The organism is Echinicola sp. 20G (assembly GCF_015533855.1).
Taxonomy (GTDB): domain Bacteria; phylum Bacteroidota; class Bacteroidia; order Cytophagales; family Cyclobacteriaceae; genus Echinicola.
In genome coordinates, this window is sequence record NZ_AP024154.1 from 2,665,154 (window position 1) to 2,682,778 (window position 17,625).

The following is a 17,625-nucleotide window of genomic DNA, read 5'->3' on the forward strand; positions in this document are numbered from 1 at the left end:
TCCCCGAGGGAAGCCTTTTTAGTTTGGTCCTATCGGTTTAACCATGATTACTTTTTCTTTATCTACCATCACAGCTCCAGGGGCTGATCCCTTTACTTTTCTCACATATTTGCAGGGGGTATACATAACAGCTGCCAATGATTCACTTTTGCTTTTTGAATAATAAGCGGCAAGTTCGGCGGATCTTTCCAATGTTGTTTTTGAAATGCTCTGACCAGCTTTGTGTTTGATAAGGACATGGGAACCTGACACATCTTTGGCATGCAGCCATAAGTCTTCTTTCCATGCGAACTGCCTTAATAATTGGTCATTGGCCTTTGCAGATTTCCCTACCAATACTTCAAATCCATCTATTTCAAATCTTTTGAAAGGTAAAGTCTCTTGCTTATCCTTTGGTTTGTTGAAAAGCTGGTTTGATTTTGTGAATTCCCTTAAGTCTTTGAACCCATCTATTGTGAGCAGTTCATCCAAAAGCTCACTCAACTCAAGAAAATGGGACTCTTTCTCGTCCAGGTTTTTTTCTAATTGTTGTATTTCGATTTTCCGGTTTTTTGATTTCCTATATAGGTTTTCAGCGTGCTTCTGGGGAGAAGTGCCTTTCTTAAGTTGTACGGTGATTTCTTTGTTTTGATAGAAATCAAACAAGGTTACTTCCTGAGTTCCCGGTGGGATTTGATGGAGGTTGGCCATAATTATATCAGCCGTTTGACTGGGAGGTGAACTATGTTGAAGTTCCTTGAGTTTGACAGATGTTTTTTTAATATAGGCTTCGGTTTTCTTTTTTTGCTCTTCTAAGGCTTTTGAAATAGTGTTTTTTTCTTTTTCAAAGGCTTGATAGATTACCGCATATCGGAAATACTCATTGCATGCTTCGACCGGGTTATGGGTAGAAAATAGTGCCTTCTGTGCAGGAAGTAAGGTAAGTTCATACTGGTCGTTTTCATGGATAATGCTAAATAATGGAGTGCTGAGCATGTCTAGCATTTCTTCCATAAGCTGCCATTTTTCTGCTATGGAAGCTGTAATATATCCCTTTGATTTTAACCAGCTTCTAGGGATTTTTCCCAAAGTGGGCATGAAGCTAGCCGCATTTCCATCTAATAAAACAAAGCGTTCATATGAGATCTCCAACTCTCTTTCAAGTGGAGCAATTAGTTGATTCTTATCTTCCTTTAATTCATTTCGAAAGATTGTATTGGGTAATGCTTCAATGGATGGGTAAAGAAGGACGTTGCTTCTATTTCCATGTAATTTAAAGAGTAGTAATTTCCCGGAATTAAAGGTTAGGGTAAAAGCTCTTTCATTTGACAGTACCTTTACAGACTTTACAGTGTTACCAATAATTTCCTGAAATATATCAGCACTGTTTTTCTTGCTTCTTTTATATTCGTCGGGGAAGCTTAGGCAAGTGTTGGAAGGGTTTAGATTAGCTCTAATATAAACTTCAGAAATATCATCGGTAAAACCCATTACCAATTCGTCTTTGTTTTGGGAAAAGCAAACAACCAGATCTTTGTTGGCTAATAATGTATCTAGTTCAGGACATAGGAATTTCAGAAAATGATAATTTAAATGCATTGGTCAAGGGTAATCTTAAGTCCATCATGGGCAAGGAAAACATTTTCAGGTAAATCTTTCTCAATATCAGCATGAATTCCAAGTCTGTGGCTGATATGGGTCAGATAGGCCTTTTCTGGTTTAATGATCTCAATTATTTCTAAAGCCTCAGCAAGGGTGAGGTGCGACAGATGTTCTTTTATTTGAAGAGCATTAAGCACTAGTACTTTTGTTCCTTTGATTTTTTTTAATTCAGTTTCGGAGATGTATTTGGCATCAGTGATATAAGTAAAGTCATGAACGCGATAACCAAAAACTGGAAGTTTATAATGGAGCACTTCAATGGGGCAAAAAGTAGTTCCGAGTACTTCAAATGGCTCGTTTGAAATTTCGTGTGTGATTATCTGGGGAACGCCTGGGTATTTTTTTGGAGAAAAAACATAGGAGAATTCTTTTCTTATTTGTTCCAAGACAGGTTTGGTTCCGTAGATTGGCATGTCCTTCATTTGCATGAAATTGAAAGGACGTATGTCATCAAGTCCTGCGGTATGGTCTTTATGCTCGTGGGTATAAATTATGGCATCCAATTGTTTGATGCCTTCTCTGAGCATTTGCGCTCTAAAGTCTGGTCCAGTGTCAATGACATAACTTTTGTCTTTGATTTGGATGTGGATAGAACTTCTCAGCCTCTTATCTCGGAAATCAAGAGATGTGCATGTTCCGCAGTTGCAACCAATAACCGGAACTCCCTGAGAGGTTCCTGTTCCTAAAAAAGTAATTGTCAAAGCTTAAGTTCTGTTTGTTGAAGTTCGATATAGAAATCCTGGTTTTTCTTATTTTTAAACTCTTTTGGGTTGAAATTAAGTTCCTTCAGGATATCAATAAGAGTGTTTACTTTGCCTTCCAAGGTATAATACTTATTGACTATCACTACCTTGGTGTCTTTCAATAAGCAATAACCGGATTTGAAGTTGCCTTTTTCGTACCGCAGCATATAATCTGATTCCGCAAAAAGGCTCTCGATTTTATCCAAGAAGGTTTTGGTGTACTTTACAGCCATCTATGCTTGATATTGAAGGATTATTTGTTCAAATGCTTTTTTACGGTAGATAGAAGTAAGTCATAATCTAGCGGTTTTTGTAGGTAATCATTTAAGCCCGCTTGTTTGAAATCATCCAATGTATAGTTCTTATAATTTCCGGTAATTGCTATTACGGGAATTTCAGCTTTTTCGGGGTCTTCCAAATTTCTGATGGCTTTTGTACATTCGATCCCATCCATGGTAGGCATATTGATATCCATTAAAATCAGGTCAAAGTCTTCTTTGTTCAATTTTTCTAAAACCTGTTTACCGTTTTTTACTGATGTGATTTGATAATTCTCAAACATTAACACGTTTTTAGTCAGGTTGATAATGACAGAACTGTCCTCGGCTACCAATATTTTTTTACTATCACTCATTCTTGTGGTGGGTTATTTTATCTTTTAAATGGCTTTTAAAGATGTTTAGTTGATTTTGCAATGTTAAATAATCTTCAATAATATCTTCAAAATTTGTGTCTTTAATTTTTTGTTCAAAAATTCCAACATGCTTAAATAGTCGTTTGGCGCCCAATGTTCCGGAGTTACCTTTTAATATATGAAGTTTTTCGCCAATTTCTGAATATTTCTTAACATCAATAAGGTGTTTGATCTCACCTATCAGGCATTCAGCTTCCTCATCAAAGTCTTCATAGACCGTTTTGATATTGTCTATAGTATTGTATTTCATCAGTTGAATTAGGACACTTTCATCTAAAATGTCTGAAGTGAGCTGCTGGTTGTCTGAGAAAGGAGCATTATGGTAGTTACTCAAATGTTGTTGGATACTTTCTAGTAACTTTTTAGGCTTAACAGGTTTGGCAATAAATTCATCAAAACCGGCAGAAAGGAAGTATTCATAATCAGTTTGGTCAGAATAAGCAGATATTGCAATAATTGGTGCATCCGTAAGCACTTCTTCTTTGATGATTTTGAGCGCTGTAATTCCATCCATCACAGGCATTTGTATATCCATTAAGATAACATTAAAGACATCTTTTTTTATTTTTTCGATTGCTTCGAGACCATTTTCTGCAGATTCAAATTGATAGTTATGACAAATGATGTTTTCGAGCACCTTTCTGTTTAGGTTATTGTCATCAACGATCAGAATCTTTTTATTTTCCATGACCTATTATTTACTAATTTTGATATAGCAATACACTGATAATAATTAGCTTGCTTTGAAAGGGAAAAATAAATATTTGGTGGTAGTAGCAGGTCCTACAGCTGTAGGGAAAACTGAACTATGCATAAATCTAGCTAAAAAATTTAATACTGTAATTATATCTTCTGATAGTCGTCAGTTTTATAAGGAGACGGAATTGGGCACGGCAAAACCAAGTATGTCTGAAAGACAGGAGGTTCAGCATTTTTTTGTAGATAGCTTGTCGATTCACGATGATTATGATGTTAGGAAGTTTGAAAAAGATGCCTTGATTCTTTTGGAAGATGTTTTTCAAAAAAGTAATGTGGTCATTATGACTGGAGGTTCAGGAATGTATATTGATGCAGTTTGCAATGGGTTTGATGATATTCCTGATATTGATCCGGAAATTAGGACTTATTTGAATGAATTATATAAAAGTGATGGGATAGAAGCTATCCGTAATAAACTGAAGGAAGTAGATCCCGTTTATTATGAACAAGTAGATATTCATAATCCCCAAAGGCTGATAAGGGGCTGTGAAGTTTCTATAGGTACAGGTAGGCCTTTTAGCAGCTATAGGAATAAAAAGAAAACAGAACGTCCATTTCAAATCATCAAGATAGGTCTGGAAAGAGATCGTGAAGAGCTGTATGATCGCATCAATTTGAGAATGGATCTAATGGTTGAGGCAGGACTTTTTGAAGAAGCTGAATCTCTTTACGCCTACAAAAACCTGAATGCGCTTCAAACGGTAGGGTATACGGAAATATTTGACTATCTGGCTGGTGAATATGATAAAGAGGAAGCGCTTAGGTTGCTCAAGCGTAATTCTAGGAGGTATGCTAAGCGTCAAATGACTTGGTTTAGGAAAGATGAGGATATGGTTTGGTTCCACCCTGATCAGTTCAATCAAGTGCTTGGATATATAGAAAATCAGATAGGATTGTGACCAGAAACCTTTGCTACAAAGCTATAGGGACTCTTTTTTATGAGTTCATTGTATTGATGCCTTAAGAGTTTGGCTTTGCCAAAGGAACTTAATATCTCACTTGATTTATCTTTGTCCTTATCTATAAGCGAAGCGAGTTTTTCTAGAGACGGAGTGTCTTCAGAGGCCTTGTTGTTTGGCAGTAGGGAAGAAAGGTGAGCTAAGGCAGCTTTATATTGCTCCTTTTTGCTTTTTATACTGTGGTTTACCACTAAGACAAAGAGAAATATAAAGCCACCTAGAGTTAAAAATATTGGTACAAATCCCATTGATTAAATACTTAGGATTTCGATTAGTTTTAATGTGTCTTTGTTCAGAGGTTTGTCTTTGGTAATACAGTCCTCAAAACTTGTGTAGACCACTTGGTCATGAATAATTCCAGCCATGCAGTTTACTTTGCCATTGATTAGTCCTTCTACAGCTGCCATACCGCATCGGCTAGCGAGCATCCTGTCTTTTCCTGTTGGGCTTCCACCTCTTTGAATATGGCCTAGCGTGGTTACTTTAAAGTCTTTGGTGTCATCGTTGATGGTGTCTTTGACTTTTTGCATGATTTCAGCAGCATTGCCTTCCTCGTCACCTTCAGCGACCACTATAACGCTGGAAGTTTTGCTTTTTCGAGAACCTTTTAGTTTTTCTACTACCTCGTTTAGCGTTGTTTTTGTTTCAGGTACCATTACCAATTCAGCGCCCCCGCCCAAGCCGCATTCCACCGCGATATATCCACTATCACGGCCCATTACTTCTATAAAAAAGATACGGTCATGGGCAGCCGCGGTGTCCCTGATTTTATCAATAGCTTCCAGCGCGGTATTAATAGCTGTATCGAAACCAATGGTAAAGTCAGTTCCATAAATATCATTGTCTATGGTTCCAGGACAGCCAATAGTGGGAATACCAAATTCCTCGAAGAATATTTTTGCACCAGTAAAAGTTCCGTCTCCTCCGATTGCTACAAGCCCTTCGATGTCATGCTTTTTAAGTTGTTCGTAGGCTTTTTGCCTTCCTTCTTTTGTTCTGAATTCTAAACTTCTGGCTGATTTTAAAATGGTGCCACCTCTTTGGACGATGTTACTCACAGCATGGGATTCCATTTTTGAAATTTCACCTTTGATCATTCCGTCGTAGCCATACATGATTCCATAGACCTCCAAGCCATGGTAAATGCCGGTTCTTACCACTGATCTAATACATGCATTCATTCCAGGAGCGTCACCTCCAGAGGTTAATACAGCGATTTTCTTCATTGGTTTATATAGGTTTTTTAGTTGGCTAAAATTAAACATTAATGAATGGAATTGTAATTAAAAAATTAATTCTTTTCGATTTTAAAGAGTACTGGTGTAACAGAAATATATGAAATACATGAAAGTAGATGTCTGTTAGATAAAACCAGGTATTAGGTGTTATTTTTAATAAATTGGTGTTTTTTTTTGCAAATTGAAATACATTACTATATTTGCTAATCACACACATAGTAAAAATTTTATTTTGTATTAATTGATTGATAATAAATAAAGTTTTGTGTATTTCGGACTAAAATTTTTGAATTTCACAAAACTCTACTAGACGTTAATTGAGACTACTTACTAATTTCAAATGAGAAAAACTCTACTCTTAACAATTATTGGAGTAATGTTTATCACCTGTACCTTCTCGCTATCCACCAACTATATGGCAGGGGTATCTCCAGTAATTACTACGACACCTGGCTTCACTGAATTTGAAGCAGGTAAAGGGGCTGTGACCATAGACGGAGGGGTTACAGTTTCAGACGCAGACTCCGATAAAGCTTCTAAGGCGATAGTGAAGTTGAGCAATCACCCTGACGGGGGAAATGAATTTATCACTATTGATCCTGACGTGGTTGATTTGGCCAGGGACTATGGGTTGACCGTTAATTATGATTTTACAAATGGGGAGCTAAGCATCACAGGAGAGGCTGATTTTGAAGTCTATCAAATGATCCTGCAAAAACTAACGTATAATAACGTTTCTGTGGTGCCTAATTCCGAGGATAGAATTGTGATTTTTACGATAACTGACATTGATGGAAATGTTAGTGAAAGCCAAAATCGAATTATTAGGATAAAAAATATTCAAGCAGTTATTACGAATGTTATTGTTTCGGAGAACGACCTATATGGAATAGACAAGACCATTCAAGTCACTTTTATTTTTAATAAACCGATTTTTGTAAAAGACGGTACACCTTCTTTGCCTATCAATGTAGGAGGTAAGGAGGATAAATTGTATTACAATTCTGGGTCAGGGACTAATAGACTAGTGTTTACCTACAAGGTTGAAGAGGGGGATATAGATAGTGATGGGGTGGTGATTACACCTGAGATATTACTTGAGGGAGCTTCAATTGCCGATAATGTGGAGGAAGCAGCTGACTTATCCATAAGTACTTTTCCAGATACTTCTGGGATTTTAGTAGATGGTATAAGACCTTATGTGACTAAGATAGTATTACCTGAAGATGGTGTGTATGCCATTTGCGGAGAGAATAAACTAGTTTTTCATTTAGAGCTGAGTGAAGCTGTTAATGTATCTGGAGGTGATTTTGTTTTGGTTATTAATTTGGATTCAGGGGATGTGTCTGCAGTATTTGATTTAGAAGCGAGCACTGAAACTGATTTGGTTTTTAGTTATGAAATTAAAGCGGGAGATTCTGAAGCGGATGGAATTGATATCAAATCACTAACATTAAATGGAACTACTATTTTAGATGAGGCAGGAAATGCTCTGACTGACCTTACTTTTACTAAAACAGAAGATCTGGTAGAAAATAATATCACCATTGACGCAACGGCACCAGGTGTTCCAGTAGTAACGGGAGTTACACCTGATTCCGGAAGCTCGGAGGATGATGGTATAACGAACACTGCGGCTCTTCAGATTTCAGGCACAGCAGAAGCCGGTGTGTCAGTAAAGGTTCTTGTTAATGACGATGAAGTGGGCGAAGTGACAACAGATACTGAAGGTAATTGGAGTTTTGATGCTACAGGTCTTGATCTTAAGGAAGGTAGTTTTGAGATAACTGCAAAATCGGTAGATGGGGCATGTAATGAGAGTGATGGAAGTGAGCCTTTTGGATTAATTATCGATATGACAGGTCCTGTATTAAAAGGCATGGATAAGGTAGTTAAGTTGGGAGAAGATGGCACAGTAACCATTACACCAGATATGATAGTAGAATCCGTTTCAGATAATTTTTCAGCTTCATCAGAGATAGGGCTTTCTTTGAATAATGATACTTTTACTTGTGATCATTTGGGCGAAAACGAAGTGATCATAACTTCAACCGATTTAGCTGGGAATGAAACTACTACAACAGTAAAAGTAACGGTTGAAAGTGATGAAGCTCCTGAATTTGTGATTCAAGATGTGAATTTGGAGCTGGGAGATGACGGGACTGCAGAATTGAGTTATGAAGATATTGTTACAGGGTTTAGTGCAAGCTGTGTAACAATGGATCAATTTAGCTTTGCATTAAGCGAGAGTTCATTTGGCTGTAGCAACATTGGGGATAATCTAATCACATTGTCAATTTCCTACCCTGATGGAGAAGTGGTGAAGCACGATGTGACGATTAATGTGTCAGATAAACTGGCTCCGACTGTGAATGGAGTAGAAGAGAATATTGATATATATGTTGGGGAAAGTGGAGAGTACGTCCTTGAGGACTATTTAGCTATCCTTGAGATTTCTGATAACTGCGGTCTGGCGATGATTAATCAGTCCCCTGCAAAAGGGACAGTATTTAGCGGGTACAATGAGCCTTTTGAAATAACCATCATGGCTATGGATAGAAGTGGGAATGTTACTGAGTTTAAGTTTACCATTACTTTAAAAAGTAATGTCATAGAATCAGTAACTGAACCTGAGGTGATTTCAGTGAAATGGGGGACTTCGATAGAAGATGTGTCATTACCGAATCAGGTTGAAGTGGTTACAATTTCCGGAGAAAAAGTCATGGTAAATGTTAACTGGGATATTCAGGATTACAATAGCTTAGAGCCTAATGTCTATCAGAACTTTGGTGATTTAAACCTCACGGGCAGTGAATATACCAATCCATCAGAACTGCAGCCAAGTGTAACCATTATTGTTTTAGAGAAGGAGCTTCCTACAGATATTCTACTTAGTGAAGATGAATTTTCGGTAGAAGATGACCCAAATGCACCACTTGGTATTTTGACTACGGTAGACCCTGATGATGATGAACATACTTATGCATTGACTGGGGACCATGCTGATGAACAGTATTTTTACATTTTGGGCGACCGGTTGTTTTTTGACCCTGCACAAATGCCGGATGATCAACACGAGTATACCATAACTATTTCTAGTACTGATAGGGTTGGAAATGTGATCACCAAAGTATTTGTGATTACTAGGACCAAACCAGAATTGAATGATTTGAATATCCCTAATGTTTTTAGCCCTAATGGAGATGGTATTAATGATGAGTGGGGTATCAGGGCATTGCAGTTTTATGATGATGTAAAACTTATGGTCTTCGAGAGAAGTGGGAAAATGGTGTTTGTCACATTTGATCCAAAGGATCGATGGGACGGCCGATACGAAGGAATAGCTATGCCGGTAGGTTCCTACTATTATGTAGTAGAGCTGGGAGCTGGGCAAAAAAGAAGAGGGATGCTCACTTTAATCAGAGATTAAATAGGCTTTTGTGCTAAAAAGAAGAAGACATGAAAAAGATATTTATATTATTGATCATCATTCTACCCTTGAGTTTGATCAGAGTATCTGCACAGAGTAGAAAATATATCAGCCACTTTAGTTCTTTTCAGAGTTATTTCAACCCGAGTTTGGTGGGTTTGGAGGGAAGTAGTGCCAAAAGTGTGGTGCGGAACCAATGGAATGGGATTCAAGGTGCCCCGAAAACTGTTTTTGGAAGTGTGGAAGGAGACTTTTCTCAAATAAATGGAGTGGATAGTGTAGGTTCTGTTGGTAAAAGTGCCATAGGGCTGGCTGTTATGTATGATAAACATGGTCCATTTACAGAAACAGAATTATTACTTAATTATACTTCTAGAATTCAGCTTTCGGAAAAGCACCATCTTGGTTTGGGAGCGGGTATAAAGTATATGAATACAGAACTAGATGGCAATGCTTTGACACCAGAGCAATCAGATGATCCATCTCTGGCAAAGTATATGGGAGGGTTTGCTGAAATGAAGTATTTTGATTTTAATGTAGGGTTATCATTAATCCATAAAAATTATTACATAGGATACTCCCTGCAAAATGTGGCTTCAGGTAAAATTTCAAGTGGAGATGATTTCTATGCCAAAAGGCCTCCAATTTATAACCTTCAGGCAGGGTTCAGAGGAACGGTAAGCGAAAATGTAGGTTTGGTCGGAAATGTTCTATACAGGCTTCAAGAAGATTTGCCTTACAATGCTGAATTTAATTTTAAGGCATTGTTTATGGATAAGGTTTGGTTGGGTGTTGGACACAGGGTTGACTATTCTACAAGTTTACAAACTGGCTTTGTAATGGATAGATTCAAAGTTGGATATATTTATGAAGTTTCTACTAGAAGTCAAGCCAAGATGTACGGCAGTACGCACGAGTTTATGGCATCCATTAGGTTATTTAATAAGACTGATAAAGGTATTTTTGGAATGTGGTAATGTTTGAAGTTGCCCCAAATAGGAAAATCGTATTCTTCGAGTACGATTTTTTTTATATTCGTATAAAAATAGAAAAAAAGAGATCTAATCTGTAATAGATTTACATTATTATAAAAAGCATTTATTTTTATGTTTAATGCTTTTTTATATATTTGTTTAGTTTTGTTTACAGCTTAATCAATTTATAATGCCTGCCATTCGGATAACAGGCTTAAAAGTGTGTGTATTATGAAATTTTTGGTGACTGGATCAGCTGGTTTTATTGGTCATGGATTATCTAGAAAACTTTTAGAGGAGGGACATAAGGTTGTTGGTATAGATAGTATTAATGATTACTACGATATAGGACTTAAGTTTGGAAGACTTGCAAATCTAGGAATTGTTAGAGAAGATGTTAAGGATCATGAAATAGCTACTTCCACTATTTATGAGGACTTATCATTTATGAAAACCAAATTGGAAGATACAGAGGTGATGATGCAACTTTTTGAAAATGAGAAGTTCGATGTCGTTGTCAATTTGGCGGCTCAAGCAGGAGTGCGGTATTCTATTGAAAATCCAAGGGCTTATGTGGACGCTAATATTGTAGGTTTTTTGAATGTTTTGGAAGCATGCCGACATCATAAAGTCAAACATTTGGTTTACGCATCGTCTAGCTCAGTTTACGGAGCTAATACAAAAATGCCATTTTCCACTTCGGATAACGTAGACCACCCAGTTAGCTTATATGCAGCATCCAAGAAATCCAATGAATTGATGGCACATACTTATAGTCATTTGTATGGGGTTCCTACCACTGGACTGAGGTTTTTTACGGTATATGGCCCTTGGGGAAGACCTGATATGGCATTGTTTCTTTTTACTGATGCAATTTTGAAAGGAAAGCCTTTAAAAGTTTTTAACCATGGGAAAATGAAGCGTGATTTTACCTATGTAGAAGATATTGTGGAAGGGGTTTATAGGACTTCTCTGCTTCCACCTAAAAAAGAAGAAAAGGAGAAAGGTGCGACTTTTTCCAAAGCGCCATATAAGATTTATAATATAGGTAATTCCAAGTCAGAGAATTTAATGGATTTTATCCATGCTATTGAAAAAGCTACTAATAGAAAGGCAGTTTTGGAAATGTTGCCTATGCAACCTGGGGATGTTCCCGCTACTTATGCAGATGTGACAGACCTTTGTGCGGATACAGGTTATAAGCCCAATACTCCAATTCAAAAAGGAGTGGATGAATTTGTTTCTTGGTATCTGGACTATTATAAAGAATAGTTTTAAGATTGAAATTGTGTAATTGTCGGGTTGGGCATTAAATTTGTCCATTGGAATGACTTGGAGATCGAAGGGGTAGATTAATAGACAATTCAAATTTTCATGAAAAAATCAATTTTAATTACAGGTGGAGCAGGTTTCATTGGTAGTCACGTCGTAAAATTATTTGTTTCTAAGTATCCTGAATATACGGTGGTTAACATGGATTGCCTGACCTATGCTGGTAATCTTGAAAACCTTAAAGAAGTAGAAGATTCAGATAATTATTTTTTTGAGAAAGTGGATCTTCTCGATGAGAACGGAATAGAGAAAGTTTTTACCAAGCATAATATCACAGATGTCATTCATTTGGCAGCTGAATCTCATGTGGACAGGTCTATATCAGATCCATTGGCTTTTGTTAAGACCAATGTGATAGGAACGGTTAACCTATTGAATGTGGCTAAAGAACATTGGAAGTCTGAAAAAGACCATTTGTTTTATCATGTATCTACAGATGAGGTGTATGGTTCCCTTGATGATGGTGGATTCTTTACCGAAACTACATCGTATGACCCACAATCGCCTTATTCTGCTTCTAAAGCTTCTTCCGATCACTTCGTGAGGGCATATGCCAATACCTATGGAATGAGGACGGTAATCAGTAATTGTTCTAATAACTATGGTCCGAATCAGTTTCCAGAGAAACTCATCCCATTGTGCATCCATAACATTAAAAATAATAAGCCACTTCCAGTTTATGGAAAAGGAGAAAACATACGTGATTGGTTGTATGTAGTGGATCATGCAGCAGCCATTGATGTTGTGTTTCACCAGGGTAAGCAAGGAGAAACCTATAATATTGGTGGATGGAATGAATGGAAAAATATTGATATAGTCCAGTTGCTTTGTGAAATCATGGATCGGAAATTGGGTAGGGAGACAGGAGAGTCTGAGCAGTTGATCACATTTGTAAAAGATCGAGCAGGCCACGACCTAAGATATGCCATCGATGCGACTAAGTTGGAAAAAGAATTGGGCTGGAAACCCTCTTTACAGTTTGAGGAAGGTATAGAAAAAACGGTAGATTGGTACCTTGAAAATCAAGAATGGTTACAACATGTAACCTCTGGAGATTATCAAGAATACTATAAAAATCATTACAAAAACTAGAAAATCTAAAAAATCGTAAAAAATCTTTTTGAATCAATAAAAGATACGAATAGCCAAAGAATCACTTTGGCTATTCTTTTTTGTTTTTTATGCACTAATTGCAGGGGTTGGGCGATTGATTGCCTCTTATAGCCATTTTTAGATTTTCATAACTTATATATTTAAGTATATTTGATACTACTAAAAATCAACATAGCTTGGATGAAACACCTTTTGTCTGTTTTGGTTATAGCGCTTTTCTCCATCTCATGCGTTAGTAACAAAAGATTAAATTATCTTCAGAATTTACCGGGAAATGAGCCAATTGATTTGAATGAGTTTATCCCTTATGCTGATGTAGAATATGAATATATTTTGCAACCGTTTGATGTGGTTGATATTGACTTTGCTTCTTCAGATGAAGAGCTTACCAAAGTTTTCGAATATCAAGGATCGAGAAATGCCAGAGGAGGAAACGGAGGGGCTTCGGGAGGAGGTGATATATTTTATTTTACTGGGTATTCCATCGATAAAGATGGAATGGTTAGAATCCCAAAGTTAGGATTGATTAAAATAGCAGGGTTGACAGAAGAGGATGCGAGAAAGAAAGTTGAGTCAGAAATCAATGAATATTTTAAGGAGGAGGTTTTTGTGAGGTTGAGAACAGGGGGGATAAGGTTTACTACCTTAGGGGAGTTTTCCAATTCAGGGACCAAGACCATATTGAAAAACAGGGCCACTATTTTCGATGCATTGGCAATGGCGGGAGAGAGCAATATATTGGCGAAGAAAAATGAATTGTACTTGATCAGGCAATATGATGGTGGGGTCAAAATTCATCAGATCAATCTTAACGATAGGGCTTTGCTGGCATCTCCTTATTATTTTATCCAACCGAATGATATACTTTATCTCCAACCTATGTCTATCAGACAGGTAGGGGATGCAAACAATATTACCTCTACCTTGACATTAGTGGTAGGGATACTTTCTTCAGTTCTGTTCATAGTGGCCATTACTCAAGACTAGGAGATGATAGACCAACAAGATATATTGAAGTTTGAGGAAGAGTCGAAGCCTATTGATATCAAGTATTACCTCATCAAATACTCTAGGTATTGGCCGATTTATATCATTAGTGTTTTGATGGCACTTACGGTGGCTTTTTTGTACCATCGTTATACTGTGGAGAGGTATGAGGTTCGAGGAAGTATTTTGATTAAAAGAAATGCTTCTCCTGAGGTTAGAATATTGGACCGGTCCAATATTTTTTCTGAAATGAACAATATGGAGAACGATATTTTAATTTTTACCTCTAAAAATCTTGCCGCTGAAGCTTTGAAGAATTTACACTTCGATGTGAGTTATTTTGCTTCAACCAATATCAAGGAGGTTGAGCTGTACGACAAATCACCAATTAAGGTAAATGTAGATTGGGATCATTTACAGCTTGAAAATGGATTAATTCAGCTCACGTTGGTTGAGGAAGATGAGTTTGTCTTAAGCAGAGAGGAGAAAAGCATCGCTAATTATTTTTCAGCTAAAGCCAATGGTCCTGTAGATGAAAATATTATTGAGAAGAGATATACATTTGGTGAAGTCATTGAGTCTCCCAATTCGAAATTTTCTATAGAAAAGGTAAAGGGCATGAGAGTTGGTGATAAGCTTTCTTTTGTCATACATAATCCTTCGGCCCTGATTGACCATTATGCCGATGCCGTATCGGTAAGGCCTCAAAATAATTATGGATCTGTGCTTCAGGTGACTTTGGTTTCTACTGTGGTAGAGAAAGGAAGAGATTATGTGAATGCCTTAATGGATGCCTATATTCAATATGATTTGAGGGAAAAGAACTTGATATCTGAGAATACCTTGGAGTTTATTGATGAGCAGATGTTTGTTGTGGAAGACTCCTTGCGGTCTGCAGAGAGAAGGATGCTCAACTTCAAAGTAGAAAATAAGCTGCTCGATTTGGAATCCGAATTTGGTGGTGTTTTAGGTAAGATCCATGTTTTGGAAGGCCATATTCAAGAATTGGAGTTTGAGTTGGGTTATTATAATTCCCTGAAATCATATCTTGAAAACAGATCAGAGGATTACGGTGAGATTTTGGCTCCATCTATGATGGGTATTTCTGATGGCTTGTTGAACAGCATGACCCAAAGCCTAATTACCATTTCAATGGAAAGGAGGAAATTGCTTTCGACTGTGAACGAGAACCATCCCGACATAGAAAAACTTAATGATCAAATTGAAAGATTGAAAGAAAATATTTTTGAGAATATCAAAAACCTTGTGGCCAATACAGAGGAGAAGAAGCGGGAGGCAGAATTGAAATTGGCTGAATTTGATAGAGAGTTTGCCAAATTACCACAAGCAGAATCAAATTATACAAATATCTATAGGGAATATAAGTTAAGAGAAAATTTATATAATTATTTGCTTGAGAAGCGCGCCGAGGCGGGAATAGCCAAGGCATCCAATGTACCAGACAACAGTGTGGTGGATTACGCTAGAAAAGGGAATCTGATCTATCCGAAAAAATCACAGAATTATGGGATGGCACTGGGTTTAGGGCTTTTCATTCCCCTGGGAATTTTATTGCTCTACCATTATTTAAATAATAGAATAATGGATCAGGTGCAATTGAAAAATGCTATCAGAATCCCACTTTTGGGCACTATAGGATATAGTGAGAGGGGAACCAACATGCTGGTGGCTGAATATCCAAAAGCTATTGTTTCAGAATCATTTCGATCAATCAGGTCGGCTTTGTTCTACATTGCCAGCGAAAGAAAATGTAAGCGGATTTTGGTTACTTCCAGTGTTTCGGGGGAGGGAAAGACATTTGTGAGTTTAAATATCGCTTCGGCCATGTCATTGAGTGGCAAAAAGACATGTGTCGTAGGAATGGATCTTAGAAAACCAAGGATAGCTCAATATGTAGGGATAAGTAATAAAAAAGGTCTGTCTTCTTATTTAGTGGATAAGGCAACCAAAGAGGAGATTGTTCATCAAACCAAGTATGAAAATCTATATTTTGTCCCTTCTGGGCCAATACCTCCCAACCCTGCTGAACTACTTTTGAAAAATAAACTTGAACATTTCATCAATGAGCTCGAAAAGGAATTTGATGTGATTGTTATGGATACACCTCCTTTGGCATTGGTGTCTGAGACGATGGACTTATTAAGGTTTTCAGATGTAAATCTTTACATTGTTCGTCAAGATTATACGCAGAAGAAATACCTTTTGATGATAAATGACCTGTATGAAAATGATCAAGTTAAAGACTTTTACTGTGTATTTAATGGATTGAAAGCTGGTGGTGATGTGTATGACTTTGGTGGGTACAATTATGGTTATGGCTACAATTATTCCTATATCAGAAAAAACAAATACACCGGTAATTACTATGAGGAAGACGCCCATCCAAAATCAGAGGCTTGGTTAAGTCGTCTGATAAGTAAGCTAAAGGGGTGATGTTTTTAAGGGTTTGATTGTTCCAAAACTTCAAAAATAGCTTTTGCCTTAAGAAGACATTCTTCGTATTCATATTCTGGATTTGCGTCATAGGTAATGGCGCTTCCGGCGGCAAAATAGAGGTGTTTTTGCTTGGTATCTATGATGATACTTCTTATGATAACACTGAAGTCAAAATCCCCATTTTCATTTATATAACCAACCGTTCCTGAGAACCAACCACGCTTAAAGTCTTCGTATTTCTCTATGAGTTCCATGCATTTTATTTTGGGAGCTCCTGTCATGCTACCCATCGGGAAAGTGGCTGCAATGATTTCTTCAAAAGTAATCCCAGATTTGAGGGTAGAGGATACAGTTGAGATCATTTGCGAAACCTGTTTAAAAGGATAAATACCAAACAGTTCGTCTACCTTAATGGAGCCAGTAACAGATACTCTGGAGAGATCGTTTCTCATGAGGTCTACAATCATCAAGTTTTCAGCTTTTTCTTTTTCGCTGTGCCTGAGCATGTTTTGAAGTGTTTTATCCTCCTCTGAAGTCTTTCCTCTTTTTATAGTTCCTTTAATGGGCTGAGCGATGATTTTATCTTTTCTTCTTTGAATAAATCGCTCTGGTGAAGCTCCAACCAGATAAAGTTGGTTAGCCTTAAAAAAACTGCTAAAAGGCATGGGGGATTTACCCCTAAGATCTTGAAATAAACGGACTGGGTCTAGCTCCTCAAAATCGGCATTAAAAGAGATGCAATAATTCAACTCGTAAATGTCTCCTTCCCTGATGTGCTTTTGGATTTTTTTTACGTTGTTGATGTATTTCTCCTTTGAAGTCCTTATATGGATAGATCCTATTTGAAATAGTTTTCTATTAAGGCTATGATAAGTGATTTTGTCATGGATTTTATTGGGTGTTTCATGTTCAATGATAACATAATCTTCAAAAAATCTAATGGTAAGTTCAGGGGTGAAAAATAAACTCTCAGGGCAACTGGCAAGGGCTTGATTTTGGCTGTGCAGTCTTTCAAACTTATTTTTCAGATCATAACTGAAAATCCCTGCTTTTGGTCCGGAAGTTTTGGTCAATTGATTCCAGTTGATCTCATGATTTCCGGCAAAGAGAACATGATCAAAACCTCCATTAGGATATGGGATGCCGTTTGGGTTGTGATAGGAAACAAATCTGAAATGTTCGCAAACATAGGCAATTGACTTTTCAGTCCATTCAGTAGATAGAGGGTATTTCTTGGCACTGTTATCAATCATGCCTCAAAATTAAAGGAAAGGGCATAAAAAAAGAGGAATTCTGCT

Annotated in this window: 15 protein-coding genes; 7 read left to right on the forward strand and 8 right to left on the reverse strand. The window is 37.2% G+C overall.

Going from position 1 to position 17,625, the window contains the following annotated elements:
- Positions 1-18: 18 nt before the first annotated feature.
- Genes JL001_RS11215 through JL001_RS11235 form a run of 5 tightly spaced genes read right to left on the reverse strand, consistent with a single transcriptional unit; the run spans position 19 to position 3,766 of the window.
- The gene (locus JL001_RS11215) at positions 19-1,578 is read right to left on the reverse strand and encodes an NFACT RNA binding domain-containing protein (RefSeq protein ID WP_200976165.1); all 1,560 of its coding nucleotides are present in this window, start codon (positions 1,576-1,578) and stop codon (positions 19-21) included.
- Entirely contained in the window at positions 1,569-2,342 is a 774-nt protein-coding gene (locus JL001_RS11220) for an MBL fold metallo-hydrolase (RefSeq protein WP_200976166.1), read from the reverse strand. The genes JL001_RS11215 and JL001_RS11220 overlap by 10 nt, the downstream gene beginning before the upstream one ends.
- A complete protein-coding gene (locus tag JL001_RS11225; protein WP_192007813.1) occupies positions 2,339-2,617 on the reverse strand; it encodes a hypothetical protein in 279 nt (92 codons plus the stop codon). The genes JL001_RS11220 and JL001_RS11225 overlap by 4 nt, the downstream gene beginning before the upstream one ends.
- A gap of 20 nt (positions 2,618-2,637) precedes the next feature.
- Complete coding sequence (locus JL001_RS11230) at positions 2,638-3,018, reverse strand: response regulator (protein WP_200976167.1); 381 nt, start codon at positions 3,016-3,018, stop codon at positions 2,638-2,640.
- Positions 3,011-3,766 (reverse strand): response regulator, encoded by a 756-nt coding sequence (locus tag JL001_RS11235; protein WP_200976168.1) that lies wholly within the window; start codon positions 3,764-3,766, stop codon positions 3,011-3,013. Before JL001_RS11235 ends, JL001_RS11230 begins: the two co-directional genes overlap by 8 nt.
- Before the next feature lie 55 nt (positions 3,767-3,821).
- Here JL001_RS11235 and miaA point away from each other — a divergent pair, with 55 nt between their 5' ends.
- Complete coding sequence (miaA, locus tag JL001_RS11240) at positions 3,822-4,736, forward strand: tRNA (adenosine(37)-N6)-dimethylallyltransferase MiaA (protein ID WP_200976169.1); 915 nt, start codon at positions 3,822-3,824, stop codon at positions 4,734-4,736.
- On the opposite strand, the gene JL001_RS11245 is transcribed toward miaA, so the two are convergent.
- Both JL001_RS11245 and pfkA read right to left on the reverse strand, forming a co-directional pair.
- On the reverse strand, positions 4,721-5,044 hold the full coding sequence (locus JL001_RS11245) for a hypothetical protein (RefSeq protein ID WP_200976170.1): 324 nt from the start codon (positions 5,042-5,044) through the stop codon (positions 4,721-4,723). The genes miaA and JL001_RS11245 overlap by 16 nt on opposite strands.
- A 3-nt stretch (positions 5,045-5,047) precedes the next feature.
- Positions 5,048-6,022, reverse strand: a complete 975-nt coding sequence (gene pfkA, locus JL001_RS11250; protein WP_200976171.1) for a 6-phosphofructokinase — start codon at positions 6,020-6,022, stop codon at positions 5,048-5,050.
- Positions 6,023-6,374: 352 nt separating this feature from the next.
- Between pfkA and JL001_RS11255 the strand changes: the two genes are divergently transcribed.
- The 6 genes from JL001_RS11255 to JL001_RS11280 all read left to right on the forward strand — a co-directional run bounded on the left by JL001_RS11255 (position 6,375) and on the right by JL001_RS11280 (position 16,324).
- Positions 6,375-9,464 (forward strand): gliding motility-associated C-terminal domain-containing protein, encoded by a 3,090-nt coding sequence (locus tag JL001_RS11255; RefSeq protein WP_200976172.1) that lies wholly within the window; start codon positions 6,375-6,377, stop codon positions 9,462-9,464.
- 29 nt (positions 9,465-9,493) lie between these two features.
- Positions 9,494-10,441 (forward strand): PorP/SprF family type IX secretion system membrane protein, encoded by a 948-nt coding sequence (locus tag JL001_RS11260; RefSeq protein WP_200976173.1) that lies wholly within the window; start codon positions 9,494-9,496, stop codon positions 10,439-10,441.
- Positions 10,442-10,669: 228 nt separating this feature from the next.
- Positions 10,670-11,710: an NAD-dependent epimerase gene (locus tag JL001_RS11265; protein WP_200976174.1), complete on the forward strand. Its 1,041-nt coding sequence runs from the start codon at positions 10,670-10,672 to the stop codon at positions 11,708-11,710.
- A gap of 102 nt (positions 11,711-11,812) precedes the next feature.
- Positions 11,813-12,862 carry a dTDP-glucose 4,6-dehydratase gene (gene rfbB, locus JL001_RS11270; RefSeq protein ID WP_200976175.1) on the forward strand — a complete coding sequence of 350 codons (1,050 nt, stop codon included), beginning with the start codon at positions 11,813-11,815 and terminating at the stop codon, positions 12,860-12,862.
- A 201-nt stretch (positions 12,863-13,063) separates the two neighbouring features.
- The gene (locus tag JL001_RS11275) at positions 13,064-13,870 is read left to right on the forward strand and encodes a polysaccharide biosynthesis/export family protein (RefSeq protein WP_200976176.1); all 807 of its coding nucleotides are present in this window, start codon (positions 13,064-13,066) and stop codon (positions 13,868-13,870) included.
- Between the two features lie 3 nt (positions 13,871-13,873).
- Positions 13,874-16,324: a tyrosine-protein kinase gene (locus JL001_RS11280; protein WP_200976177.1), complete on the forward strand. Its 2,451-nt coding sequence runs from the start codon at positions 13,874-13,876 to the stop codon at positions 16,322-16,324.
- 5 nt (positions 16,325-16,329) lie between these two features.
- Here JL001_RS11280 and JL001_RS11285 read toward each other — a convergent pair whose 3' ends face one another.
- Positions 16,330-17,580 (reverse strand): anthranilate synthase component I family protein, encoded by a 1,251-nt coding sequence (locus JL001_RS11285; RefSeq protein WP_200976178.1) that lies wholly within the window; start codon positions 17,578-17,580, stop codon positions 16,330-16,332.
- Positions 17,581-17,625: the final 45 nt, after the last annotated feature.